General features: G+C 54.7%; 20 protein-coding genes and 1 tRNA gene. 15 read left to right on the top strand and 6 right to left on the bottom strand.

Going from position 1 to position 26,587, the window contains the following annotated elements; genetic code table 11:
* Positions 1-59 precede the first annotated feature (59 nt).
* Positions 60-1,046 (bottom strand): endolytic transglycosylase MltG, encoded by a 987-nt coding sequence (gene mltG / locus GSQ86_RS21925; RefSeq protein WP_158752274.1) that lies wholly within the window; start codon positions 1,044-1,046, stop codon positions 60-62.
* 137 nt (positions 1,047-1,183) lie between these two features.
* Between mltG and ruvX the strand changes: the two genes are divergently transcribed.
* The 5 genes from ruvX (at position 1,184) to fusA (ending at position 6,320) form a co-directional block, all read left to right on the top strand.
* Positions 1,184-1,630, top strand: a complete 447-nt coding sequence (gene ruvX / locus GSQ86_RS21920) for a Holliday junction resolvase RuvX (protein WP_254062549.1) — start codon at positions 1,184-1,186, stop codon at positions 1,628-1,630.
* A gap of 75 nt (positions 1,631-1,705) precedes the next feature.
* Positions 1,706-2,179, top strand: coding sequence for a transcription elongation factor GreA (greA, locus tag GSQ86_RS21915; RefSeq protein ID WP_158752273.1), 474 nt, complete (start codon positions 1,706-1,708; stop codon positions 2,177-2,179).
* Positions 2,180-2,185: 6 nt separating this feature from the next.
* Positions 2,186-2,905: a CDP-alcohol phosphatidyltransferase family protein gene (locus GSQ86_RS21910; protein ID WP_254062548.1), complete on the top strand. Its 720-nt coding sequence runs from the start codon at positions 2,186-2,188 to the stop codon at positions 2,903-2,905.
* Positions 2,906-3,009: 104 nt separating this feature from the next.
* The gene (locus GSQ86_RS21905; RefSeq protein WP_158752272.1) at positions 3,010-3,564 is read left to right on the top strand and encodes an outer membrane beta-barrel protein; all 555 of its coding nucleotides are present in this window, start codon (positions 3,010-3,012) and stop codon (positions 3,562-3,564) included.
* 620 nt (positions 3,565-4,184) lie between these two features.
* Positions 4,185-6,320, top strand: a complete 2,136-nt coding sequence (gene fusA, locus GSQ86_RS21900; protein WP_158752271.1) for an elongation factor G — start codon at positions 4,185-4,187, stop codon at positions 6,318-6,320.
* A 121-nt stretch (positions 6,321-6,441) separates the two neighbouring features.
* Here fusA and GSQ86_RS21895 read toward each other — a convergent pair whose 3' ends face one another.
* Entirely contained in the window at positions 6,442-7,347 is a 906-nt protein-coding gene (locus tag GSQ86_RS21895) for an ATP-binding protein (RefSeq protein WP_158752270.1), read from the bottom strand.
* Positions 7,348-7,581: 234 nt separating this feature from the next.
* Between GSQ86_RS21895 and GSQ86_RS21890 the strand changes: the two genes are divergently transcribed.
* Together GSQ86_RS21890 and GSQ86_RS21885 are read left to right on the top strand one after the other, a co-directional pair.
* On the top strand, positions 7,582-9,057 hold the full coding sequence (locus tag GSQ86_RS21890; protein ID WP_158752269.1) for a TolC family protein: 1,476 nt from the start codon (positions 7,582-7,584) through the stop codon (positions 9,055-9,057).
* A gap of 175 nt (positions 9,058-9,232) precedes the next feature.
* On the top strand, positions 9,233-9,433 hold the full coding sequence (locus GSQ86_RS21885) for a cold-shock protein (protein ID WP_117300112.1): 201 nt from the start codon (positions 9,233-9,235) through the stop codon (positions 9,431-9,433).
* A gap of 87 nt (positions 9,434-9,520) precedes the next feature.
* Here the strand turns inward: GSQ86_RS21885 and GSQ86_RS21880 are convergent, their stop codons facing one another.
* Both GSQ86_RS21880 and GSQ86_RS21875 read right to left on the bottom strand, forming a co-directional pair.
* On the bottom strand, positions 9,521-10,792 hold the full coding sequence (locus GSQ86_RS21880; protein ID WP_158752268.1) for a glycosyltransferase: 1,272 nt from the start codon (positions 10,790-10,792) through the stop codon (positions 9,521-9,523).
* Positions 10,793-10,795: 3 nt separating this feature from the next.
* On the bottom strand, positions 10,796-12,340 hold the full coding sequence (locus GSQ86_RS21875; protein WP_158752267.1) for an adenosine deaminase: 1,545 nt from the start codon (positions 12,338-12,340) through the stop codon (positions 10,796-10,798).
* 27 nt (positions 12,341-12,367) lie between these two features.
* Between GSQ86_RS21875 and GSQ86_RS21870 the strand changes: the two genes are divergently transcribed.
* The 3 genes from GSQ86_RS21870 to GSQ86_RS21860 all read left to right on the top strand — a co-directional run bounded on the left by GSQ86_RS21870 (position 12,368) and on the right by GSQ86_RS21860 (position 16,806).
* The gene (locus tag GSQ86_RS21870; RefSeq protein WP_158752266.1) at positions 12,368-14,875 is read left to right on the top strand and encodes an amylo-alpha-1,6-glucosidase; all 2,508 of its coding nucleotides are present in this window, start codon (positions 12,368-12,370) and stop codon (positions 14,873-14,875) included.
* A 137-nt stretch (positions 14,876-15,012) separates the two neighbouring features.
* Positions 15,013-15,087, top strand: a tRNA-Phe gene (locus tag GSQ86_RS21865).
* Positions 15,088-16,506: 1,419 nt separating this feature from the next.
* Positions 16,507-16,806: a hypothetical protein gene (locus GSQ86_RS21860; protein WP_158752265.1), complete on the top strand. Its 300-nt coding sequence runs from the start codon at positions 16,507-16,509 to the stop codon at positions 16,804-16,806.
* Between the two features lie 71 nt (positions 16,807-16,877).
* On the opposite strand, the gene GSQ86_RS21855 is transcribed toward GSQ86_RS21860, so the two are convergent.
* Both GSQ86_RS21855 and GSQ86_RS21850 read right to left on the bottom strand, forming a co-directional pair.
* Complete coding sequence (locus tag GSQ86_RS21855) at positions 16,878-17,687, bottom strand: alpha/beta fold hydrolase (RefSeq protein WP_158752264.1); 810 nt, start codon at positions 17,685-17,687, stop codon at positions 16,878-16,880.
* Positions 17,688-17,706: 19 nt separating this feature from the next.
* Positions 17,707-19,011, bottom strand: a complete 1,305-nt coding sequence (locus GSQ86_RS21850; RefSeq protein WP_158752263.1) for an NAD(P)/FAD-dependent oxidoreductase — start codon at positions 19,009-19,011, stop codon at positions 17,707-17,709.
* A gap of 319 nt (positions 19,012-19,330) precedes the next feature.
* Here GSQ86_RS21850 and GSQ86_RS21845 point away from each other — a divergent pair, with 319 nt between their 5' ends.
* The 5 genes from GSQ86_RS21845 (at position 19,331) to GSQ86_RS23630 (ending at position 25,821) form a co-directional block, all read left to right on the top strand.
* The gene (locus GSQ86_RS21845) at positions 19,331-22,648 is read left to right on the top strand and encodes a TonB-dependent receptor (RefSeq protein WP_158752262.1); all 3,318 of its coding nucleotides are present in this window, start codon (positions 19,331-19,333) and stop codon (positions 22,646-22,648) included.
* A gap of 8 nt (positions 22,649-22,656) precedes the next feature.
* Positions 22,657-23,943 (top strand): MFS transporter, encoded by a 1,287-nt coding sequence (locus GSQ86_RS21840; protein ID WP_158752261.1) that lies wholly within the window; start codon positions 22,657-22,659, stop codon positions 23,941-23,943.
* A 21-nt stretch (positions 23,944-23,964) separates the two neighbouring features.
* Positions 23,965-24,513, top strand: coding sequence for a carboxymuconolactone decarboxylase family protein (locus tag GSQ86_RS21835; protein WP_158752260.1), 549 nt, complete (start codon positions 23,965-23,967; stop codon positions 24,511-24,513).
* Positions 24,514-24,671: 158 nt separating this feature from the next.
* Positions 24,672-25,304 carry a hypothetical protein gene (locus GSQ86_RS23635; protein WP_254062547.1) on the top strand — a complete coding sequence of 211 codons (633 nt, stop codon included), beginning with the start codon at positions 24,672-24,674 and terminating at the stop codon, positions 25,302-25,304.
* Positions 25,210-25,821 carry a DUF2380 domain-containing protein gene (locus tag GSQ86_RS23630; RefSeq protein ID WP_371720734.1) on the top strand — a complete coding sequence of 204 codons (612 nt, stop codon included), beginning with the start codon at positions 25,210-25,212 and terminating at the stop codon, positions 25,819-25,821. Before GSQ86_RS23635 ends, GSQ86_RS23630 begins: the two co-directional genes overlap by 95 nt.
* The last annotated feature ends 766 nt before the right edge of the window (positions 25,822-26,587 follow it).

The following is a 26,587-nucleotide window of genomic DNA, read 5'->3' as shown; positions in this document are numbered from 1 at the left end:
CAGGCCTTCACTCTTTAAGAAATGCGACTATAACTCAATTAATTCTGCTTTTTCTCGTCTCATCGCTCACCGGCGGCGTGTTGCGCCTTCCGGTAGGCCTGCACATTCTGTTCATGTTCTTCCAGGGTCTTCGCAAAGCGGGAGTGTCCGGAAGGATCGGTGCCAGCTGCTACAAAATACAAATATTGTGTTTGCGCCGGAGACATCGCCGCTTTCAGCGAGGCAATTCCGGGGTTGCAGATCGGCCCCGGAGGCAATCCCGTGTGCTTGTAAGTGTTGTAGGGCGAATCAGTGCCCAGATCGGACTGGAAGATCGCTCCCCGGTATGTTCCCGTCAATAAGTTGGCGTAGATAATCGTCGGATCGGTCATCAGCGGCATGCCTTTTGACATGCGATTGGAAAATACGCTGGCAATCATCGGCCTCTCGCCCGCGATTGGCGTCTCCCGTTCTACCAGCGAAGCCATCGTAACGACATTGTGGTAATTCTGCGTCAGGTGGATGCCGGCCGCCTCCTGCCGGAAACGCTTCACCATCGCAGAAATGATCTGGTCGGGTGTAGTTTTCCGCTGAAAATGGTAGGTGTCGGGGAAAAGATATCCCTCCAGGTTCTGAGCGCCAGGATCAAGGTCAGAAATCAACACCACATTCCTCTTCGCGGCATCCAGAAAAGCCTCTTCGCTGCCCAGTTGTGCAGCCTCAACTCTTTGCGCGATATCGAACATATTCGCGCCCTCGGGAATTGTCAGGGCGCGTGTATAGACGTCGCCTCGTTCCAGCCGCTCATAAACTTCCGCCATGCGCGCCGGGTGATCGAAACGGTATTCGCCCGCCTTCAGCGTTCCACCCCTTACCAGCCGCATCGCGTCAAAGACATAACGATTCCAGATGACCCCGTGCGCTCTCAGCAGTGCAGCAATCTGCGCCGACCCCGTACCGCCGGGAATCTCGACGAAAGTCTCACTGTGAGGGCCTGTTGGGGCGTAAATCGCAAATCCGGTGTAGAGCAGTAATGCAATGACAGCAAGCAGTAGTAAGCGTCGCAATTCGAATCTGACCTGTAAATCCTTTAGATTCCCTTTCCTGATTGTATGATGCGACTCTTTTTGCTGGAATACGTCAGCATCGTTTCTATGAACATCTCCTGAACCAGAGGAGCCGTCCGCATGCGTAAGATGCTTCTATGAGCCAGGACACCGTTCCCCGGATCATGGGACTCGATGTGGGTAATCGCCGCATCGGCGTCGCCATTTCTGACGGTCTCGGCCTGACCGCGCAGCCGCTGCTGACGCTGATACGGAAAAAGCCGCGTGAAGATTTGAGGTCACTTGCCCGGCTCGTTCGCCGTTATGAGTGCCACGAGATCGTCGTCGGTAACCCGCTCCACCTCTCCGGCGACCAGAGCCCTCAGGCAGCGAAGACGCAGGCCTTCGCCCAGCTCCTTGCCGATGAAACGCAGCTCCCCGTCCAGCTCTGGGATGAGCGTTTGACGACCACCGAGGCCCACCGCATCCTGTACGAAGCGGGCAAACCCCGCTCGGAGCATCAGAAAGTGGTCGATCAGGTCGCCGCTACGCTGATTCTGCAGGATTATCTCGATTCCCGGCGGGTGAAGTCCTCTCACGTATAATGAATGCTTGGCGGTCATCCTGGTCCAGCCGTTGTCAGAGCGGCTCATGCCCATGAGCCGCAACGGATATTTTTCATGCCCGAACACATCAAAAAGAAACTGTTGGAAGAAATCAAGCAACTGGAACATGAACTTGCCCACGAGCTTCCCCTCGAAATCAAGAAAGCCGCCGCTCTAGGTGATTTGAGCGAAAATGCCGAATACCACATGGCCAAGCAGCGCCAGGTATTTGTAAATGCACGGCTTGGACAGCTCAAGAAGCGAATGGGTGAACTGGCGCTGGTCAATCTCGCCAACATCCCTCACGACCGCGTCGCTTTCGGATCCACGATCACGGTTTACGACACTTCCAAGGACGAGAAAATCGAGTATAAGCTTGTCACCAGCGAAGAGTCGGATGTGAACAAGGGACTTATCTCGACCACATCGCCGATTGGACGCGCCCTGGTTGGCAAGCAGGTCGGTGACGTAGCGACTGTAGTGACACCGAATGGCAATCGCGAGCTCGAAATTCTGAAACTTTCAACTATTCATGACGAAGCGGAATAAGGCGAAATGAGTTCCCATAAAACGTGGACCAGCGCTTTTGGGCGCGCTTGCGGAGTGCTGCTGCAGGCCATCGTCAATGGCCTCGCGCTCACGCGCATCTCGCCCAACGTCCTCACGTTTGTCGGACTCATCATCAACACCGCCGCCGCCATTCTTTTCGGTTACGCCAATGAGCACAATTACGTACGCATGTTCGTTTATGCCGCCCTGGTCATCATCGGCGCCGGCATCTTCGACATGGTGGACGGACGCGTTGCCCGCCAGACCGACCAGGTCACGATCTTCGGCGCATTTTTCGATTCCGTCATCGACCGCTACTCCGACGTAGTACTCTTCTTCGGGCTGCTGGTGTTTTACGCCCGCGGCAACCGATTCTTCTACGTCGTGCTGGCCGCCTTCGTCATGGTCACGTCGCTTATGGTGAGCTACACCCGCGCCCGCGCCGAGGCGCTGATCGGTCAATGCAAGGTCGGCTTCATGGAGCGACCGGAGCGCATCGTGCTCATCATCCTGGGCGCGCTCTTTAATCGCTGGGGCGCGATGGCCCCTGTTCTCTGGATTCTGGCCGTACTTTCGACCCTCACCGTCATTCACCGCATCAGTTACACCTACAAAATGACGAAGCATCTTGCGCCAGTTCCAGACACCAGGCCACTGGCCTATCGCAGTCAGCCGGCCGAAGTTTCACCGGAGTTGCACTCCGCCCCCACCGCCCCGCGCGCCTGACGGCGACAAAAATCCCGACCCGCTCTACAGAAAAGTATCGACCTGGATACTCCACAAGAAGCGCGATTTACATCAAAGTAAACGCTATGAGACTACGCTCGTTTTTGCTCCTCACTGTCTTAGTTGCTGCCACTGTCATCACCTCTCACGCGCAGACTGATGTCGCCGGCAGTTTTTACGGCGCATTCAGCGGCACGACCGAAGGAAACGGCACGGTACAGAGTCCCTCCGCCTCGGCAGGCGTTCTGCTTGAGCTGCGCCATATCTCGAATCCGCTCGTAGGTTACGAGCTGAACTACTCGTTTAACCGTGCCAACCAGAACTACAACGACTTTGAAGAGATTAAGACTGCAGCCCATCAGGTCGGTGCCGACTGGATCGTGTCGTTTCCAGTCCTCATGTTCAAGCCTTTTGTTTTGGCTGGAGGTGGTCTGATCTTCTTCCATCCAGATTCAGACCAGCCGGACGGCACAAGCGACACCAAGCCAGTTTTTGTCTACGGAGCGGGGCTCGACTGGACGGTAATTCCACATCTTGGCCTGCGCTTTCAATACCGCGGCAATCTCTATCATGCCCCTGACGTGTCGCATGCCTTCTCGTCGACGGATGCGTTCACGCACACAGCCGAGCCGATGATTGGCGCTTACCTGCGGTTCTGACCCGGTCGCCTGTTTCTGCAAAATCGCCGTGGAAAAGGGACTATAGCAAATTCTCATCGATTAAATAGACAAGCACGAAAGTCGTCATTCTCACCCTGAGGAACGAAGGGGAAGAATCTCCAACCAATCTGGCTTGAGATTCTTCCTCCCTTCGGTCGTCAGAATGACGGCGGTCTACGAATACTGGAAAATGCTCCAGCACCGTTTTGCACTCACCTTGTGAAGGATTGTGCAAAAGTGCCAAGTTCCTTTTGGCTTCAGCCGAAAAATCCAGCGATATAAACCTCACTCATCGTTGCCAGGATCATCCTTTCCAATGAGCATTTCAGAACCACACAGCCCCAATCGGTCTTGACAGGATTTTGTGCAGCGACGCCGCAGCCGTTTGCTTCCGCTCAAACACTCCCTGTGATAGCATCGTCAATCTCTGAAGACGCCCGGTTTTCCGGCGCGCCTGCTGGCCTATGGATTACATGGACGGCAGATTCGGCGTAGTACGATCGCCGCGAACGACGGCCGAGCGAAATCCCTGCCTGCATTCACGCGCTTCCCCTTGAAAACCCCTGATCCGCTGATTCATTCCACATCCATCGCTCTTCACCCGATCACAGGAGTTGGCCATGAAAACCTACCTGGGAAGTGAGATTCGCAACGTAGCTGTAGTGGGGCATGCGCACAGCGGGAAGACGACGCTCGTCTCCGCTCTGCTGCATGCCGCCAAGATGACGCCAAAGATGGGGCGCGTGGAAGACGGCTCGGCAACCACGGCCTACGACGAAGAAGATATAGCCCGCCGCACAACGATGTTGAACGCTGTGGCTTTTGCCGAATGGAACGGCGTCAAGGTGAATTTCATCGACACTCCCGGCTTTCACATGTTCGTGCATGAGGCCCGTGCGGCGATGCTGCCGGTCGATGCCACGCTGATGGTCATGAACGCCGCCAACGGCCCGGAGGCCATGACCGACCGCGTCTGGAAATACGCCGATGAATTCAACCTGCCGCGTATCGTGGTGATCAACCAGATGGACCACCCTCGGGCCGACCGCGAAAAGACTCTCGAAGGCGTACGCAGTCGTTATGGACGGCATCTGATCCCTGTCCAGCTGCCCATCATCGATGCCAAGGGATTTCAGGGCGTGGTCGACCTGGTGACGATGGAGGCCTTTTTCTACACGCCGAACGGAGACGGGCACGGCAAAATCAGCGATATTCCTGCCGATATGGCCAACGAAGCGAAGGCAGCTCACGAAACTCTGGTCGAGCTGGTCGCCGAAGGCAAGGACGAGCTGCTGGAGGAGTTCTTCGCCGAGGGCACCATTCCTGAGCAGCACCTGATTACAGCCCTGCATGAAGCTATTCGAGAAGATCGCATCTTCCCGGTGCTCTTTGCGAGCGGTGGCACTAATGTTGCCACCGATCACCTGCTCGACTTTCTGAAGGTCTACACCCCGGCTCCGGTCGAGCGCGAAGCCGTAGCAGCGCGCGCCGTACTGCAGCCCATGTCTGCCCATGGAAACGGCGCCGTGCTCGAGAGCCAGCCGGAGATCGTGATGCGGCCTGTGAATGATCAGGAACCGCTGGCGCTCTATGTTTTCAAGACCATGACCGATCCCTTTGCCGGGCGCATTTCGTTCTTCAAGGTTTTTTCCGGAACGCTGAGGAACGACGCCGGGGTCTGCAACTATTCGCGCAAGGGAACGGAAAAATTCGCGCACATAGCTGTCATGCAGGGGCATACCGCAGTGCCCGTCACCGAACTGCATGCGGGCGACATTGGAGCGATAGCCAAGCTGCGCGACACATTCACCGGCGACACGCTGGGCGAGAGAGGTCATGACATCTTCTTTGAACCGGTCACGATGCCGGAGGCGGCGATGACCTATGCCATCGAGCCCAAAACGCGTGCGGACGAGGATAAGCTCGCTCCCGCCGTTCACAAGATCATGGAAGAAGATCTGCTGGTGCGCTTCTACCGCGACCCGCAGACCAGCGAATTTCTCATTGCAGGAGCGGGCCAGCCCCACATCGAGTCACTGGTGTCAAAGCTGCGCAAGCGCTACCACACCGAGGTCACGCTGAAAGCGCCGAAGGTGCCGTACCGCGAGACGATTCGCGGGCGAGCCGAAGCGCAGGGCCGCCACAAAAAGCAGACTGGAGGGCACGGCCAGTTCGGCGATTGCAAAATCAAAATCGAACCGTTGCAGCGTGGCGCGGGCTTTGAATTTGAAAACGACATCTTCGGCGGAGCAATACCGCGTCAATTCGTGCCGGCGGTCGAAAAAGGTATCCAGGAATCCGCAGCGCGCGGTTATCTGGCCGGTTTCCCGGTCGTCGATTTCAAGGTTACGGTCTTTGACGGCAGCTACCACGATGTCGATTCGAATGAATTGTCTTTCAAGATGGCGGGACGAGTCGCCTTTCGCAAGTGCATGGAGCAGGCAAAACCGGTGCTGCTGGAGCCGGTCATGCGGGTCGAGATTGAAGCGCCGGAGGAGTTTGCCGGAAGCCTGATGGGCGATCTGAACCAGCGACGGGGGCGGGTGCAGGGCATGGACAGCGCTGATATGAGCACAGTGATCCGGGCCGAGGTGCCGATGGCCGAAATGCTCACCTATGGCCAGAGCCTGACGGCAATGACGCAGGGCCGGGGCAGCTTCCACATGGAAATGGACCACTACGACATTGTGCCGCAACTGCTGGCTGACAAAATCATCGCCAATGCAAAGAAGCCGGCGGCTGAGGAGGACGAGTAAGCATTTCGCTTCGCCTGACGCAGTGTAACAACAGTTCTTTTCAGCCGATAGTCTGTCAGCCTGGGACAGAGATAAAACAAAAGAGCCTGCCATTGGCAGGCTCTTTTGTTGAGGCCAGCACTCAGCTGGCTGCTTCAAAAGGGAAGTTGGCTGGTTCGTCGGAGATATCTTCCTGAGACGAGGGTGGCATGTTTTCAGGCAGAAAAATGCTGAACACGGTGCCATGTTTCTCTGGCCGGACAGAAGACCGGTTCTGCAGGACGGATCCATGCTGCCGCAGAATCGCCATCGTCACCCAGATGCCGAGGCCGGTCCCTTGGTGTCCTTTGGTAGTGAGAAAAGGCTTGCCCAGGGTGCGCCTGATGGCTGCGTCGATGCCGCTGCCATTGTCGGCGATGGTGATACGCACTCCTGGCGTTCCATCGCTCCAACGGGAAGCGTAGCGCACACGCACGCATAAGGTGCCGCCGCGCGGACAGGCTTCCATCGCGTTGACGATCAGGTTTGAAAAGACCTGCCTGAGACCACCGGGAAAAACCGTGGCGGTTTGCCCCGGGTCGTATTTTCGGCTGATTTTGAGCTGTTTTTCCTGAATTTTACGGCTGTACAGCAGCAAGGTTTCATCCAGCAGCTTGCTGATCTGAACTTCAACCGGCTTCGGCGTATCGCGATAAAAATTCAGCGTTTGCTTGCTGATCTGTATCACGCGGTCCAGTTCCCGCTGGGCGAGCAAAAGATAGGATTTCGCGTTTGATGATAGCTCCCGCTCCTCGTTTAAAAGAAACAGAAGATTGGCAATGGATTCAAGGGGGTTGTTGATTTCGTGCGTAATCGAAGCTACTTGGCGTCCCATCGCGATCAGCTTCTGATTTTTGCGCAGAAAATCTGCCACAGCCGTCGGGTCTTTGAAAACCTCTTCTCCGCCGCGTGCAGAATTTCCCTCTCGTCCGCCAATCTGCACCGGCTCAGGCGCTTGAAACCCACCTGAAGCCAGTTCGTCGATTTTTTGGATTTTGAAATTTTTCATGGAAATTTCCACCGCTGTCGATACGATGAGAGCAGTAGTGGTACTGTTGCTTTTCCCACACATCTCAAGGGCCAGAATCCATGGCAAATCAATTATTTATATCGGCATATTTACAAGAAATTTAAAAAGGCAACATTTCCTGAGGAAACGGGAAGTATTTTGGCAACCTTCGCGAGACTCGCTAATCTAAAAAGTTGAGCCAAAAGGTTGAATCCAAGGAAGTTTGATTTGTCCATGATGAAATATAAGCTGATTGCGTCCGCCCTGGCGGGCTGTCTGGGGACAGTATGCGCTGTCGCGCAAAGCAATCCGAACAATTCTGCGACAAATCCGTACTACGGAAGCGTTCAGGCCATTCCCGCAACCCAGGGTGTGAAGCAGCTGTCACTGGACGACGCGATGCAGATGGGCATTCAGAACAATCTTGCCCTGACGGAGGCGCGCCAGAACCAGCAGACGGCGCAAGCGCAGGCTTCGCAGACCCTGAACCTGCTTCTGCCAAATATCGATATCACCGGTGGCACAGGGCTTCACCAGTACAACTTAGAGGCGCAGGGTTTTCGCGGTGAGCTGATTTCTTCGTTTTCCCCGCTCGTACCGCCATCGGAAGCGGCCAATTTTCCTTTTATCGTGAAAGTGGATCTGACCGAGGGGCAGGCCAATCTCAAGCAGACTCTCTTCAACTGGGCAGGATGGGACCTGTATCGGGCGATGAAGGTCGGAGCCAAATCCGCTTACTATAGCGCGCAGTCGACGCGCGGGCTCGTGGTTCTGAATGTGGGAACGATTTATCTGCAGGCAATCGCGGACAGTGCGCAGCTGGATTATGCCCGATCATTACTGAAGACCGACGAAACCCTTTTATATCAGGCACATGAAGGGCATATGGCGGGCACGGCGGCAAATCTGGACGAACTCCGTGCTCGGGTGCAGTACCAGACGCAGCAGCAGGCAGTGATCGTCGCTGAAAATACGCTGGAAAAGGACAAAATTACGCTCAAACGGCAGATTGGCATGGCTCCAGAGCAGCAAATTCAGCTGACGGACGCGGTACCTTTTGCCGATCTTTCTGTCCTGACGATCGAAGAAGCCAAGCGTGAAGCGTATGCCAGCCGGCAAGACTATCAATCGCTTCTACAGGAAATCCGGATGGCCGAACTGGAGCGGAAAGCGGCGACACATGAACGCTTTCCGACGCTGGATTTCCAGGGAAACTATGGAGTTCAGGGTATTTCAGGCGGACCTTTCCACGGCGTGTTTGTAGCTGCCGGCAGCCTGAATATCCCTATTTTTCAGGAAGCCAAATTTCGCGGCGATCGCGATGTCGCCGAGTCGCAGCTTCAGAATTACCGCTCGCAGATGGCTGATTTAAGAAACAAAATCGACCAGCAGCTGCGCGACAGCCTGCTCGATCTACAGACGGCAAATCAGCTGGTGCAGGTGGCGCGAAGCAGTGTGGATCTTTCCAATACTGCTCTCGAGCAGAGTACCGAGCGGTTCAAGGCCGGGATAGACGACAATCTGCCCGTAGTCCAGGCGCAATCAACTCTGGCGCAGGCGCAGTCACAGTATGTGAACAGCGTACGGCAATTCAACCAGGCAAAATTGGGGCTGGCGCGCAATCTGGGGATTGTGGACACGCAATATAAAACTTATCTTCAGGGTGGAAACCCACCCGAAGTCAAGAGCAAGAATCCGATCCAGCCTTGAAAATCCGGCCCGAGATAATCGTCGGTAATCATTTTTTGGGTTACTGCGGGAATCTGGTAGACTGGAGTGGCGTTAGAACTGAACCGGGCAAGAGCAGTCCTCGCCCAGCAGCAAGATTCTGCCAGTAGTGGCTCCGATTTGTTCCAGCGCAATTCAAATTAGGAAACAGCATCACATGGAACAAGGAACAGTGAAGTGGTTTAACGACGCAAAGGGCTTCGGTTTCATCTCTCGCCAAAACGGGGAAGATGTATTCGTGCACTACTCAGCCATTAACTCCAATGGCTTCAAGAGTCTGCAAGAAGGTCAGGCCGTTCAGTTCAACGTCGTTAAGGGGCCGAAGGGTTGGCAGGCTGCGGACGTTCAGCCGCTCTAAGACGCACGAAAACAGAAAACAGATTGACCACAAAGACGAGTTGCGGCTCGTCTTTTGTGCTTTTTAGACGTTCAAAAGAGGCAAAAGTTAGCGGTTCAGCAGGTTTTCGAGCGCATTACACGCCGTTTCGAGACCGTTTTCAGCTGCCATCCGGCGCTGAACTTCGGTGGCGCGGACGGAGTAAGTGGTGTTTCGGAGTAACTCCAGAATGAAACGGCTGGCTTTTTCCGCAGTGTAATTCTTTCGCTGGACGACTTTGGCGACACCGAGCCGCTTCATGCGGCGGGCGTTGTCCGGCTGGTCGTGACTATAGGGCATTACCAGCATGGGTTTGCCTGCGCGAAGCGCTTGCGCTGTCGTTCCCACTCCACCCTGGTGGACGATGACGGATGCCCTCGGGAAAAGCTGCGAGTAAGGTGCATATTTTGCGATGCAGATGTTTTCCGGAAGCGGCAGCTTCGGCACGTTGGCAGGATCGTTGCCGACGAGCAAGACGGCTCGAACATCACCGAGCTTCGCTGCCTGAGCACTTTGCTCATAGAAATCACCGGCGTCGAGCACGGCTGCCGAACCGAGGGTAAAGACCATGGGTGGCGGTCCTGCGGCTAAAAACCTTTCCAACTCCGGGGATAAGCCGGAATGGCCGGCATCGCCATCGTAGAAGACGAAACCGGAGATGACTGTGCTTCGCGGCCAGTCGGGCTGCCGATCGCCGAGGACTCGGGAAAAAAGCGCCAGGACCAGAGCTTCGGAATGCTTGGCATCGAAAATCGGATCTTTGCCGCGATCCAGCCCCAGCTCGCGGCGCAATTCGTAGACGGGCTTGGGCCAGCCACGCGTAACACGGCGCGCAAAGCGATTCACGACGTGACCCAGACCGGGTGTTACAGCCTGGGCCCGCGCAAGCCCGGGATAAGGCGGCAGTACCGGCGGATCGTAAGCGGAGAAAAACGAAAACGGAGCCAGGACATACGTAGCCCAGGGGATGCCGGTTTTTTCGGCGATGATTGGGCCAGCGTAAGCCAGCTCACCTGTGACCAGCAGATCGGCTCCTCCATCGGCTTCAACCGCAGCGAGGAGATCGTCGTAACTCTGGCGCAGGGCGGGAAAGAGAAATTTGCGCAGCCCATACTCAGTGCCGGTCTTCTTGTCATAGATCATGGCGACAAGCTGCTTGTTGCTCTGATCCTGATCGGGGCGCACCGGAGAAAAGCGGATTCCGAGAGGCTCGATCTTTGGGCGAAACATCTCCGGCACCGCAAGCACCGGCTGATGTCCACGCCGCTTCAATTCCAGAGCGAGCGCTATCAGCGGATTGACATCGCCAAAAGTGCCGAAGGTAGAGAGAACGATTCTCACGTTCTAAAAGCTTGCCTCAAAAGTGTGAAATCTTCGTTCAAGCTCCCACTGCTGCTGCGCTTTTTCGCTGGAGTGAACCAGAGTTGCACATGCGCCGGAGGGTGTGTCGTGTCCGAGCTGTCCACGGCAGGCGGCGATGGGCTGGTCGAGCTTCTCCGGAGTGGTTTTCTGCCAGATGCTATCACCCGGAAGGAAGGCGTGTTCGATGCTGGTGCGGGCCATTAGCTTCAAATCGCGATAGCTGAGCGGATATGTAACAGTAGCGCGTACATATTCGTGCGTAAGATCGATGCGCGAGACGCCTTCGTCGTCCGTTGAAAGCGCGACCGGCACGCCGAACTTGCGATACAGCATGAACGGATGGTTGTCGCCCTTCATATTGAGGATGACGTCGTTGCTGGTCAGGTTCACTTCGACCATGATGTGTTTTGCCGCCATCTCTTTCAGTAGGCCGTAGGGATCTGTTTCATACATCAGATCGACGCCGTGGCCGATGCGCTCGGCATGGCCCTGCTCGACTGCTGAACGGATATGGAAAGTCATGCCGTCGGGCGTTACCATGCCCGGCTCCAGTTCTCCGGCGTGAAGACTGATGTGGACATTGGGATATAACGCGTGCAACGCGTCGATCATCTGCATGTGCAGGCGGTAGTCTGTCATGCAGACGTAGCAATCTTCCGGTTGAACAAGGTTGAAGCCGACGACGCGCTGATCGACAGAGGCCAGCTCAAAGCCAAGAAGGATCTGCGCGAAGACGACCTCCTTCGGAAGCCCACGCAGCACCTGATAGACGAAGCGAACCTCAACCTTGCACGCAGGAGTGGCGTTCGCTGTATCGCAGTATTCGCGCTCGCGCCGCGCCGCCTCAATGCCGTCGAAGTAAGTTCTTACCGCCGGGATGGAATCGCGGAAGCCCTGCGCCAGAAGCAACTCGCGGTACTCGGCGAAATTGGAATGAAAGCCAACCTTTGCTGCCAGAGCCGCGGCAGGCTTGAAGTCGGGCGTCTCCATTAATTCAAGATATTGTTCGTTCTGTGCGGCTGCGCGTGTTGCCACCTCGTCGATCCACTCGCCGACGTGCCGCTTGTCCGTGCCACCGAACTTATCGAAGGTATCGAAGAAATGGTCGTGGCCGGAGTCGCCGGTGTGCGGAACGAAAGTGCGCATGGAGAAAGAGTCGATCAGCTCGTCATAGAGCTTCTGATTTTGCGGCACGGCAGATGCGGCTATTTCACCGGACTTACAGGAAGCATCCGCAGCTGGTTTTGCAAAGGCGAGTGTTGCCGGATCGACGCATAATCCGTCTTCGCCGGCGGCGCGAATAAAGGATTCTGCATACACTGCGCCCGAAAGGTGGACATGCAGATCAGCCCCCTTCGGCATCTGGTAGAGAAACGCGCGCAGTGCTTCGGGGCCTTCTTTTCGCGCTTCTTCAAAGGCGTGCGATGTGCGAGTTTCTGCGCTGAGATCGTGCGTCTGCGCATAGGCTGAGCTCAGATAAAAGCACACGGCAAGAAACAGCAGAAGACGATAGCGGGCGCGAGCCATTACGATAGTCCTTTTGGGTGGCTGAGAATGCAAAAGCAGTGTGCGACAAGTGTATGGTATCGGTTTGCTTTGTTGGGAATGGTCTTTTTCGCGGTTCTCACGGCCTCAGGTCAGCAGGAGCTGCAGGCTATTCCGCAATTCCCGCTCGCGTCGAATGAGCTGACGATTCGCAGTCATGCTGAGGCGCTGAAGCCATTCACAGTTGCCGGAGAATGCGGCACCTTGGTGGGCCAGCAGGACGGCAGCTTTGAGGCATGGGTTTTTCCCGTGAAGCTGCTCAGCCATTTCCGTATCGAGGCGCAGCTTGCGGACTATGACGTTCCTATTGATGTGAACGAGCAGGCGGCGGAGATTGAAGTCGCGCCCGATCATGCGACCATCACCTATTCTCACGCTGCTTTTACTGTGCGCGAAATTCTTTTCGCCACGCCATGCGATACGAACGGAACCGGCGTGATGGCGCTCTTCCAGATCGATTCAGTGCGGCCGGTGAAGCTTACGTTCTCATTCACGCCGGAGGTCAAGCGCATGTGGCCGGCGCCGAATTTCAACACGCCGTCACCGGAATGGGTGAAGCGAGGTGAGAGTGGCTATTACATTCTGCATACCGATGCGGAGGACCTCGCCGCAGCGATTGGAATGCCCGGCACGCAGCCGGGGATTCTTGCGCCGTATCAAGAGCGTCCGAAGGTGTGGCCGACGCAGTTGATTCTGAGCTTTGATCCGAAACGCGATGCGGGAAGGTATTTTCCTTTGCTGCTTGCTGTCGGCAACAACGCGGAGAGCGCCAAGCCAGCTGCACTGGCCGCACAACTGGAGCGACTGAATGCGAATGCTGCGCAGCTTTACGCGAAGACGGCGGATTACTATGCGCACTTCTTCGACAAGCGGCTTGTCGCCGAGACTCCGGATGCAAAATTCAATGAGGCTATGAAGTGGGCTGAGCTTTCGATCGATCAGCTGAGAGTGCGCCATGGAAGTGAGGTCGGCCTTGTGGCCGGCTTCTATTCTTCTGGCGATTCGAACCGGCCCGGCTTTGGCTGGTTTTTTGGGCGCGATACGCTGTACACGCTTTTTGCCGTGAATGGCTATGGAGATTTTGCGCTGACGCGAGAGGCCCTGGAGTTTCTGATCAAGCGGCAGCGCGACGATGGCAAGATCATGCACGAGTATTCGCAAACTGCGGAATTAGTTGACTGGCAGAAGATGCCTTATGAATATGCTGCTGCTGATGCGACGCCGCTCTTCCTGACGGCGATGGAAGATTATGTGAATGCCAGCGGCGATAAGAATTTTCTTGAGCAGCATTGGGATGCTGTCGAAAGAGCCTGGCAGTTTGAGCGCACGCACGATACGGATGGCGACGGCATTTACGACAATTCGCAGGGCACGGGCTGGGTGGAGAGTTGGCCCTCAGGCATGCCGCACCAGGAAGTGTATCTGGCGGCGCTCGACGAGCAGGCAAGCGGCGCTTATGCGCGACTTGCCGACGTCGTGCATAAGAAGGATGAAGCGAGCGCAGCAGAAGCGCGTGCTCAGAAGATCGCGAGCACGATTGAGAAGGAATATGCCGGACCGATGTATGCCTTCAGCCGCAATACGGATGGATCGCTGGATAAGACGGCGACGATCTATCCGTCGATTGCATGGTGGGATGGGCATTACGCGCTGAAACAGCCGGATGCGATGTTTGAGCGGTGGGCGTCGAGTGAGTTTTCTACTGACTGGGGGTTGCGTGATCTGGGCGAGCATGAGGCTTTTTACGATCCGATCAGCTACCACCAGGGCTCGGTGTGGCCGCTGTTTACCGGATGGGCCTCGTTAGCTGAGTACCGCACGGGCCGAACGCTTTCAGGTTATGCGCATTTGATGCAGAATGCTGGATTGACCTGGTCGCAGGATCTGGGCGCGGTGACGGAGCTGCTTTCGGGCGCGTACTTCTCGCCGTTCGGGCGAAGCACGACGCACCAGCTGTGGTCTTCGGCGATGGTTCTGACGCCTGCGATTCGCGGGCTATTTGGCGTCACTCCTGATGCGATGCAGAACAGTATTATGGTGGATCCCCATTTGCCTGCGGATTGGAATGAGGCGACGCTGCGGCATGTTGCGGTGGGCAAAGATTCAGTCGATCTTGTTTTTCGTCGTGATGGAGCGTCTCTTCTCGTTAAGGCAAGCGGTAGCCAGGTTAGGCTGGTGAGCCGCGATGGTAAGACGGGAAAAGATGGCGAGCTGCGCCTTCCTCTGCCTGCGGTGGAGATCGCTATTCCGCACGAGCTGCCTTTGCCCGGTTCGCGCACGGCGCAGTTGAAGGTGCTGAGCCAGAAGGAGGATGCGCACTCGCTGCATCTCGAGCTGGAAGGGCAGGCAGACAGCCAATATGAGCTGCCATTGCGGGTGAACGGCGCACATGGTGCGATACAAGTCGAAGGCGGGAAGTTGATTGCTGGTGCAGGTGATGTGGGCATGCAGAGGCTGAAAATTACTTTCCCGCAGGGAACGGGATATCAGCGGCTGAGCGTGCGTGCGACATGGTGAGTTTTTGCTATACTAGCTGAGGTTGTTTGACGTCAGGTTGTTGCCCGCAAGCCGGTTCCGGCTTGGCCTTCCTTTTTCTCAGACATCCTTACGCGCGGTTTGCAGGGTTGAAACTGCGTGTCCTTGGAAGCTCCCAAGGCCAGATAGCTCAGTGGTAGAGCGCGGCCCTGAAAAGGCCGGCGTCGGCGGTTCGATCCCGTCTCTGGCCACCATTTATAATCAACAGCTTAGAAGACCTCGAACAAAGCCTCCGGATATCGGAGGCCTTTTACATTTTTTAAGAATGCTTTTTATTTTCAGTAACTTGACTTCCTGGCGCCGTGGTCGTGTATTGGTCGCGCCTCATCGCCTGAATTCTAGTACTCTTGCAAGTCAAATCGGATGTTGAAAATGCGGACGCTTAATGAGCGACGCCAGCCTGCAATGAATACGACTGGATCTCATGGGCAGACGTCTCCGATGGCCCGATGCCGAAGGTTCAGATCATGCGGTGCCGCAAGCGCACCCTCTATTAAGGCGTTGGCCGCGCCTTCTGACTGAAGCTCTCGCTTCTGTAAGTCCAGTTCGATCAAACACATACAGTGCTCAATAACCGACGCCAGCCTGTTTATCAATACGACATGCGAGTCAAATGAATACCATGAAAAGAAGCTATCCAGATCAAAGGTGCTCGGAAAGGGCCACCTCTATGCGGGTGTGGGAAAATTCGAGGAAACGTGACTTCCTCAGCCCTCTGCTGGCCGCTGGGATCCGGCGTGTAAGGGTCTGAAAAGAAAATGGCGTACCGATCGGAACTGCCGCGGTTTTGTGGCAGACCATCGTCGCCTCGTAGTCCGGGATTGCGCTCATTAGGCCGTCGGCCTTTGTGCAATTTGGAGTGTCGCGCTTGACTTAATGAAGCAATGACGGCTACCACATAATTTCCAATGTTCTGTGCGCGTGGAGAGGTTATCTGTTCGAGAAGGCTCTCGCTGAAACAGCTCTAGAATCGAGAGGGTTTTAGAACCATCCCAGTGGAAAGTTGGAGTGCTACGGACCCGGTCAACCCTTAGGCCCGTCCGCTATGACAGCCGTGGGTTCGAATACCTATATCTTCGACACATCTATTTCCGGGGGAGCCGGATTCAGTTTGGGCCCGGTTGATAAGGATTGTGTGGATCTGTGGATCGTAACTTCCGGTGGTCCGAGTGAGGCTCCCATCGTCCCAGTACTTCCAGCCGTCTATATTGAGGTAGGTATAGGTGACGGAGTCATATTTTGCTTTGTATCCGACTTGCCGAATGTAGAGCACCACGCGCTCGAACAGTTTTCGTCCGGTGCTTTCGAGCGGAGGGTATACTCGTGCGGCGTCTCTGGCATGGTTCGGGCGAACGTCCACGGCGACGTTCGCACAAACTCTCTCAATTCTTCCATCGTCATGTCGACATACTGAGCGATATCGTCCTGCATGTATCAAACTCCTAGACCGTTCGTACATCCCGATTTTGCAGCTTCGATTCTGAAATAAATTGAAAAGAGACGGCGAAGAAGCCGTCAATAAAAGGACCAGGCAGTTACCGCATTGATCATTCCGGAACGGGTCTTGTGCCGGACACTCATGATATGAGAACCTCGCCAAACCAGGAGAGGACATGCCCCGGGTTCAGAACGTTTTCCATAACATCGTGACCGACGAGAACTCCACTACGGAGTTGCTTTGTAACCTTCTACGATTTGACGATTTCCGGGCTCCGTTCCTAAAGCTCATTCTTCCTGACTTTGATTCTTCAGAAATCGCATGGGACCACATTGAAACACAAATCGACCATGGCAAGTTCGGCCGCCCTGATATTCAGATTCGAAATGGTAGTCTTCTCGCTCTCATTGAAGTGAAGATCGTAGCTAGTCTAGACACTACGAAGAATCAGCCCGATGGTTTCGTCAACCATTGATTCAGATGCAAGATAGAGAGCATGATTCTTACGGTATGTTTCGCAACAGATATATACATGACCTATGTCAGTCATGTTGTAAAGTATTCGCTCATCTGTGGGGATCGCGTTTCAAAAAAACGCACAAGACTGCTTGCGACTGACTCTGGCTGATGAAGGGGAATGAAGTGTCCCGAATCAAGCATCACCATGCCTGCATTTGGGAGAAGTGAAGCTGCCCGGCGAGCAAAGGATTCCGGAATGGCTGCATCGTGGGAGCCTTGAAAGATGAGCGTTGGCATTAAAAGTTGTGGCAAAAACGCAGGCACTTGTGCCAAAAGTTGTGAGGGCTTGCCCCAGCGCATGAGTTTCATAAATCGCCATGGACCTGCCGGGCCTGTAAATGGAGCGTGGAACTCGTTGACCATTTCCGCTCCACTCGGTTCATCTCCGATAGCACGCCGCATTGCAATTTTCCAGAACAGAGCCTGTACCACTGGCGCAAGAACCTCGCCGAGCACTGGAGTGCGCAGTGGTTCGATCAGGAAATATGGTTCAAGCTCGGGAAACAATGCAGGCGAAAGCAAAACCATGCAGTCAACCTGAGGTTGAAAAAAATGAGCGTAATGGACTGCCACGGCGGACCCGGCATCGTGACCGACAACATGCCACTTAACGATGCCGTTTTGTAGACGCAGGGCTTCAATTTGTTCAGCTAATTTCCGTAGATATTCAGGGCCGTATTGCGCCCGGGGGGTCTTGCCCAATCCTGGTAGGTCGACGGTAAAGCAGGTATAGCGACCACAGAGTCGCTCGATGATTTTGTTCCAGAGTCGACCGTTGGTTGGCATTCCGTGAATGAAGAGAATAGGCTCTCCGGAACCGCAACGGGTTAGATACATGACGTAGCTCCATTGCAAGTCACGAGGCGGACTCCGCGGAGGGCATACTGCGGCAGAGCCAGTAAAAGATACACGCAGCGGCTCGCAGCGATGCGAGGGCCAAAGTAAATAGACCCGTAGAGATCAGGCCAACCGGCTGCAGCCGGGCATAGAGAGCGTTCATGCTCCAGGCGGGAACCGTGTAGACGTCTCCTGCATTCACGACTCCGATCCGCTTTCTAATCGGTGAGTCGTAAATAACTCTCTCGATCCCGCTGTTGAAGAACTTCGCCAGTTCTTGTACGCGCCGACTATAGGATGTGCGGGCGAACAGCGGCAATCGGCCATGCTGAAAATATTTAACAATCAGGCTGGATGCTTCTGAAGCGGAGCGCAGCGCAGCGGTTACACCATTGGAGGTCATCGGATCTACCATCGCAGCGGCTTCTCCAACGACCAGCCAGTTGGGACCTGCGATCTTTCCGTGCACTCGGCAGCGAAACGATGTAACCTGCGGGGAAAGGCCGATCGCCGATGACAGCACGGATGCGAAGCGCGGAATCTCGCTGAGTCTTTGCGTGTAGATCTCGCTTACAGTTCTTTTCTGTTGGCGCATACCTTTCATTGCAGCGCCGGTGCAAATATATCCAACACTGATGAGCTTTGGTTGGATAGGAATCTCCCAGACCCATTCCATGTAACCTGGCTGGTTGCCGTCGGCATAGAGTGTCGTTCCTTCGATCGAGTCAGCGACATGGAAGTAATTCCACACAGCTACTTTGCTTGGGCCGTATTCGCGCACAGGGAGATTGAAGAGACGCGGCAACAGGCTGGTTACACAACCAGAAGCGTCTATAAACCAGCGGGAGTCGAATCGCTTTCCGCTCTCAGTCTTCAAAGCGATGATGCGCTTTCCGTCGCGTTCCACCTCGAATACTTTGTCACGGAATGTGTCGACATCGTGAGCAAGCAAAATCTCGCGCAACGCTTTCTTTAAGCGAACGCGATCGACATGCAATGTGCGCAGTTCGACATTCCATGGAGAATTTCCCAGCCACTCGGAAGGCACATATTCCTGTCTGCAGCCATCGCCTATATCCAGAATGATGTGTCGCTTATATGTAGCGATTTCTTCTGCGATCAAATGCTCCATGGAGAGACCAAGAGCCTTCAGCAATTCTGGCGCAGACCAGTCCAGTGATTCACCAACGATAACGTTGTTTTCTGGGGTGGCCTCAATGCAAGCGACCTTCAAGCCAGCTTTCGCGAGATGAATGGAAGCTGCCATGCCAGCCAGGCCGCCGCCAATCACTATCACATCCTGTCGGCCCAGGTCTGTCTGCATGAAGAAAAAATGCCTTCCATCCTAATCTCAAATGGTAAGTAATCGTCATCGAAATAAGAGGCACCTAGCAACCGTCTTAAGATTGGCTCGCAGCTCAACCTTTAGGGGGAGGCATCATCTTTCGCCGTAACAGCCGCGAAGGTATCCGCATTCCACCGATTGGTGGACATCCATTCCCATCCTAGGACTGAAGACAGTTCCGTAACTACTGTTTAAGGTGGCACACAGACCAATAGTGACAATGCATTCGTAAGCAGATGCCGGCCAGAGAGGCCGATCCAGAGCTATCCGGTCTTTACCTTTTTCCGAGGCCAATTCCATGTCTGTAAAACTTCCGCGGAGTTATCGCGTCAGACTACGTACCGCTTACATCTTCTTGCTTGGTATCTTTCTCATCGTCCAGCTGGCTGCATTTTTCTCTTCCACTGCTTATGCTCAGGACGCAGTCGGTACTCTGGAAGGCCTCGTAATCGATGGCAGCGACCGGCCCATTCCTGGGGCCACACTCACTATTAGAAACTTGGAGACAAATTCTGTTCGCACGCAGCTATCGAATGCAGATGGACGCTATCGCTTTGCTCTGCTGAATGTCGGCCACTATTCTCTTGCTGCGGAAGCTCCAAGTTTCGCGCACTTTTCGCAATCTCCCATAGAGATTACCGTCAGCCAGACGGTGCAAGTGAATATCGCCCTGGTGCTGGCCACCGTGCAACAGTCCATCACAGTGGAAGGTGCAGCGCCTGCGATCGACACCTCGACGAATACTCTGGGCAAAGTGGTCAGCAGCAAAGAAGTGCTTGACTTGCCTTTGAATGGCCGCAACTTCGCACAGCTTGGATTATTGCAGGCAGGTGTGGCGCCTCTTTCCGCTGGCCTGACGACAGAAGGAGGCTCATTGCGCTCCGGTCAGTCGTATGCCGTAAATGGACAGCGACCGGAGGCGAATAACTTCCTTCTGGATGGTGCGCAGAATGTGAATCGTATGGATGGAGGATTCGCGCTAAAAATTCCGGTGGACGCGATTGCGGAATTTCGTATCCTGACAAATACCGCGCCTCCGGAATACGGAGCGAATACTGGATCGACCACCAGCGTAGTGACACGCGCCGGGGGGAATGACTTTTATGGGACAGCCTATGAGTTTTTTCGCAACGATGCTTTGGATACGCGCAACTACTTCTCACCCAAAGTTGAGCCTCTAAAGCAGAACCAGTTTGGCGCAACCGTGGGTGGGCCGATTCGTACCGACCGGCTCTTCTTCTTTACCTACTATGAGGGCTTCCGCAATCACCAGGGGATTACGACTTCGGCGACCGTTCCAACTGAAGAGGAAAAGGCTGGGAACTTCTCCGGCCTGGGATATCCGCTGATCAATTTCGCTGCCGGTGGCATCCCTTACCCGAACAATCAAATTCCTTCGAGCAATATCAATCCTGTTTCGATGAATGTTGCGAATCTGTATCCGGCAGGAAACGTAACGCCGTCTATTTATACCGCGACTGTAGTCGGCACGAACGATGACGATCAGGTTGGGATTCGTCTCGATCTCCATCAGTCAGACAAGAGCCAATACTTCGCGCGCTACTCTTATTTTACTGGGTACAACATTAACCCTGTATCTGTGCGCGGATCGGATCTTCCCGGCTATCCCACGCGCGATGATTACACGGCACACTCTCTTGTAGGATCGAATACCTATCTCTTGTCTTCGTCGATGACCAATGCTCTGGAAGCCTCGTTTTTTCGATACGAGTTTCTCTTTGATCAGCGTTTGAACAAGACACCGCCACGAGTGCTGGGATTTGACTATGATTCCGCTTCAGCTATCGGGCAGGGGCCACCCTTCTTCAACCTAAGCGGTTATTCGCCTATCGGCGGTGCAATCACTGGCCCTCGAACCTCAGTGCAAAATACATATGAGGTCCATGATGGACTGTCATGGTTTCATGGGAATCACTCCATCAAGGTTGGAGGCGAATTCCGCCGTAACCAGATGAATCTGTTTCAGTCGATTGCGCCGAATGCGTTCTTTATCTTCGCGGCCACTTTTCCAACGAACGATGCCTTCGCTAATCTCCTGCTTGGCAGCCCGGTCGTGTTCTATCAGGGGCGCGGGGACTTCACTCGCTATGTGCGCAACTGGGGGATGGGTGTCTATTACCAGGACGAGTGGCACATTCGATCGAGGTTCGCGTTCAATTATGGCCTTCGCTACGAGATCATCAATCCCAACACAGAGACGCGCAATCGATTAAATGCGTTTATTCCCGGCGTTCAATCGCATGTGATGCCGGATGCCCCGACCGGAGTATTGTTCCCAGGCGACCCCGGAGTTTCGAGCGGTATTGCTCCGAGCTACTACAAAGGTTTCATGCCGCGTATTGGGTTTGTGTGGGATCCAACAGGAGAGGGCCGGTGGTCGATTCGTGCGGCGTATGGAATCTTCTATGACCCTTTCGCCAACGGATCCGGCGTGACTTCGCAGGAGCCAATCAGTTCTCTTCCATGGGCACAGTTCGAGCAGATCACCCCTCCGACATTGAACTTTACCGCTCCCTACAGTAACGTGCCGATTCCAGCACCGAATACCTTCCTAAGCCCATCGACACCGTTCGTGATGGATACAAAGTCGCGCCCATCGAATGCTCAGGACTGGAATCTCTCTGTCCAGCGCGAACTTTTCAAGAACTACGTGCTCGAGGTCCGCTATGTGGGCACCAAGGGTACGCATCTGCCGCGCAATATCGACGCCAATCCCGCAGTGTATGGTCCGGGCGCAACCGCGCAGAATGCCGATCGCCGTCGCATGTATGCGAACTGCCAACCGAATGGGGGCCCCTGCATGTATGCAACCATCGCAGAGCTCACCTATGGGCAGAATTCGACTTACAACGCAGGTCAGGTTAGCCTCTCTCATCAATACAACAACGGAATATCGTTCAACGTGTCGTATTGGTTGTCGAAGACGCTGGACTATCTCTCGGCGATGAACCTTCAGGGAGCGTCAGCGAAGCCGCTTAGCGGAGAAAACGACCTCGCGCAGAATCCATTCGATCTCAAGGCTGAGCATGGCCCATCCATCTTCGACGCGAGACACAGGTTCGTGGCCAGCGCAACGTGGGAGATTCCATTCGCCCGCAAGACACAAGGCATCACAAAGCTCCTGCTTGACGGATGGCAGTTGAATGGGATCGCCAATGCCAACTCCGCGCCGCCGTTCACGGTGTATGACAGCACCAACGTTTCGCTACAGGCATCGGCGCCTCCGATCTCTGGTTTCTTTGCCAGCCGTCCGAACCTCATCGGGGATCCCAGCCACGGTCTGCATACAGTAGCGCAATGGCTCGATCGCTCTTCTTTCCAACGGCTCAATCCGCAAACACAGGCCGGGCAGTTTGGTAATGAGAGCAGAAACGCATCGCGCGGACCTGCATCTGCCAACGTCGACCTTTCCGCACTCAAGATGTTTGAGTTGACAGAAAAATTTCATCTGCAATTCCGAGCGGAATCCTTCAACGTTGCCAACCATCCGAATTTCGGGTTGCCAATCGCCGATCTCGCCTCAGCTGATTTCGGAAGAATTCTGCAAGCTGGCCCGGCTCGGCTCACGCAGTTTGCGCTCAAAGTAATTTTCTAGGTGAAGCGATGACAGGACCTAAGAACAAGATCGATCCGGAGTTCCGCTTTGGTTATCCCGGCTGGAAGGTGGTGCTTGCCGGATTTTTCGGCGTCATGGTCAGCTTTGCGGCCGTCGTGCCATATACCTTCGGACTTTATCTCAAGCCTCTAGCCTCCACCTTCGGCTGGCACCGCGAATCGATCTCCATTGCATTCAGCATAGCGGCGCTGACTGTAGCCGTGTGCTCGCCGGGACTTGGGATTCTGCTCGATCGGTACGGTCCCCGGCGCGTCATTCTTCCGTGCATCGTTCTTTTTTCATCTGCATTCACATCGCTGGCGCTCCTCACGAGTCACATTGCTCACTTCTATGCAGTGTTCCTGGTGCTGGGCATTGTCGGCAACGGCACGGCTTATCTCGGATATTCGCGAGCTATTGCAAGCTGGTTCGTCCAGCGGAGAGGCATGGCATTGGCGGTTATGCTTGCAGGGGGCGGTTGCGGAGCCATGCTGCTACCAGTTCTCACGCAGTCGCTCATTTCAAATTATGGATGGCGTATCGCCTTCGCCGGAGTCGGACTGCTCGCATTCATCGTTGGATTTCCTCTGACGGCCCTTTTCGTACGGGAACAACGAATAATCGACACGCAGAGCAATACTGAGCACTCGGGAGAATCAGTACGCAAAGTTGTTCGTGGGCGCATATTCTGGATACTCCTCCTGACCGTCTTTCTTTATTCGATCAGTGTGAACGGAGCAATCGCACATTTTTCCGCATTGCTCACCGATCGTGGTGTCTCCCCACGCGGAGCTGCCTATGCCATTGCAGCAATTGGCGGCTCGGGAATTGTCGGCCGTCTCGTAACCGGGGCATTCCTGGACCGGTTCTTTGGGCCACGCGTTTCGCAGATCATGCTCTTATTAACCGTCTCCGGCGTTCTTCTTCTTTCGATCGCCAACACACTGGCCGCTGGCATTACCGCGGCCATCCTGATCGGGTTCAGCATGGGCAGCGAAGGCGATGTGACGCCTTACCTGTTGAGCCGTTACTTTGGCCTGAGACACTTTTCAACCCTGTACGCTCTTACCTGGACAGCCTTCGCCGTAGGCGGTGCGGTTGGCCCCATCATTCTGGGAAGAGTCTTCGATGTCCTTGGTTCATATCGTCCTTTGACCATCCAGCTTCTCGCAATTCCCGCTCTGGTGCCGTGCCTTGTTATGTTTCTGCTTCCACGTTATGGCGAGATCTCTCAACTTAAATCGAAGTCTGACAATACACTGAGCCAACTCTCGGCGCCGGATCCGGCGATCTAATTAGTTAGAAAGGAAACTTCTATGGCGCATATTCCACTATCGGAAGGAATGGCTGGTCCTCGCGGCCCGATGATGTATCGCCCTGAGACGGCCAAGCCTCTCAGCGAGCTTGCAGAGATCCTCCTGCGCGGCGAGAGTACATTGACGCGTGCCGAACGGGAACTGATCGGCACGTTTGTCTCGTCTGAGAATGAATGTCAATATTGCCAGACAATACACGGAGCTCTCGCGGCCCACTACATGGGAGGAGACGTGGAGCTGGTTTGTCAGGTTAAAGCCAATTTCTCGATAGCCGCTATCTCGGAAAAGTTGAAGTCACTCCTTGTTATCGCGGGCAAGGTGCGGCAGGGCGGAAACTATGTCACCACCGAGAACATAGAACAGGCACGCGCGCAAGGTACAACAGATCTCGAGATTCACGACACTGTTCTCATCGCCGCAAATTTTTGCATGATGAATCGATATGTCGATGGACTCGCCGCATGGACTCCAGATGATCCGGATTTCTATCGACAGCGTGCTGCAATGTTGGCTGAGCAGGGTTATATCGGCTCAGCCCGTCGTCATTAGGACTGTTTCTACCAATACAATCTCAAACTTTCGATCGATATCGCCGCCGAAAGACTTGTCCTACACTGGGACTGCTATTTGTTCGAGTTATGTCAGCGACTTCCAATCCGAGGCGCCCGAGGCGGAAAAGTTATTCGCCTAAACCAGAGACTCTCGCATTGCTGAAAGTGTCTGGGAACCCGATCAATGGCCTCGGGGAAACCGTGCCTCGTAGGCCGTCACCCTTTTTCTGGCATCCGCCGGATCAGCATCCATGGGGTGAGTTGCAAATTGTAGCCCGCCAGAGCTCCCGCAAATGTCCTGGTGCAGGTCCAGCGTTTCTTGCGGCCAACACTTATCCCGAACTCCTGCCGGTAGCCAAGGTAAGGAATGAAGCCCCGCCCGACCAACTCTCCGCCGAGGTTACCGATTTCGCTCTCGCTCATGAAGCGGACGCAGTTGGCATCGCATCAATGGATCCGCTTTATGTTTTTGAGGGCTATACAGTTTCCGAGCCATGGGTGATCGTGCTCGCGCTCGCGCACAACTACGAACGACTTAAAGAGGTTCCTTCTGACGAATCCAACGGCATCGGTGTAACGGATGTCGGTGATCAATACGCACGGCTACCCGGTTTGATCTTTTCGCAGCCAGCTAACAATCAACAAAGGTGCCGGCTCCAAGGCAACCCTGCCAGGCAACAAATCACTAACTGCGATAGCGCCATCCCAAGTCCCGACCGCGCCTGCCGCGACCAATCCAATAGAGGAATATCTGGCGCGCGGCGGCGAGATCAAACGACCCCCCATTGACCCGGCGACTGGTAAGCCAACAGTTGGCGGAAAGCGGCCAAGACAAGTCACAACGCCGCGGGATAAGTCCTGGGAAGGACTATTAGGCGAGGGCCTCGAAGAACGGAGCATACAGCGCGGAACGCGCTCCTACACAGGAATGGCCGAGGCACCCGAGCACCATATCTTGCCAAAAGAAAAGAAATATCGGGCATGGTTCAAAAAACGGGGGATTGGGAGGAACGAAATTCACAAGGTAACGGTGAAGTTGCCCCAGTGGGAACACGAGGCCATTCATGGCGGTGGTGATTGGCAAACAGCACGCAAATTATGGGAGGGGGAGTGGAATCGCAATATGATGGAAAACCTTTATGAAGCGGAGCGGCACAAGGGCAGCCTTCTTACACCGCGTGAGATTGGGATGTCGCTTATAGTCAGGTTCGGAAATACGACTTACCGCGAGAATTTGTTCCATATTCTGGTCCTTGGAATTGATGCAAGTCGGTCAAATGAAACATTGGTCTACGAACTCAGATAGGAACCAGCACAATGTGCTAGCGAGCCAAGTTGGACCACCGTTGGCTCGGTTGCCTGTATCGCAAGGGTTTTGAGAGTTGCCCGTTCACGCGAAGTCTCGTTCATCGGTAATGGAAGCGCCAATCGGAGGTATTTCATGCTTATGGGAACAATACGGGAACATCTTCATTCAATAATTTCAATCACTTAGAACAAAGAATGAAAATGGCCTCGTAAATTTTTACTGGCCGCTTTGCTCTAAGTTATTGATTTAGATGGTGGCCAGAGACGGGATCGAACCGCCGGCGCCGGCCTTTTCAGGGCCCCTACCAATGGACCTAAGCCGTCTGGAATCAGTGGACTCTATTGAAACGAAAGCTGTTGTGCACTGCCGATTTAGGATTGTTTGGGATCATTTGGGATGGTTTCCTCCCCAGGTTGTTCCCGTATTGTTCCCGCACAACTAATTAACCGATTCCGCCATAGTCTTCCGTTCTCAACAATTAAACGAGACGGTCGGTTGTCCGGAAAAGGCGCCTATACAGACAAGTGGGCTCCTCTTATTTGTTGGAGAGTGCCTCGGCGGAGCTGATGCGATCGTTCAAAATGCGCCATGGTCCGAGCCATCGAAGGGCCACACGGATTCGGACTCCGTTCGCAATGCACGTTTCGGAATACTAGGCAGCGAGACCACAAAAGCGGCAAACAGATGACATCCGGCCATACCGGTTCTCGGTCCAGGTCACGTGGGTGGTATGGCAGCCGCATGCAGCCGCTGCATCATCTCG

Origin of the sequence: Acidobacterium sp. S8 (assembly GCF_009765985.1) — a bacterium.
Classification (GTDB): domain Bacteria; phylum Acidobacteriota; class Terriglobia; order Terriglobales; family Acidobacteriaceae; genus Alloacidobacterium.
This window is presented reverse-complemented; position numbering and strand designations above follow the sequence as displayed.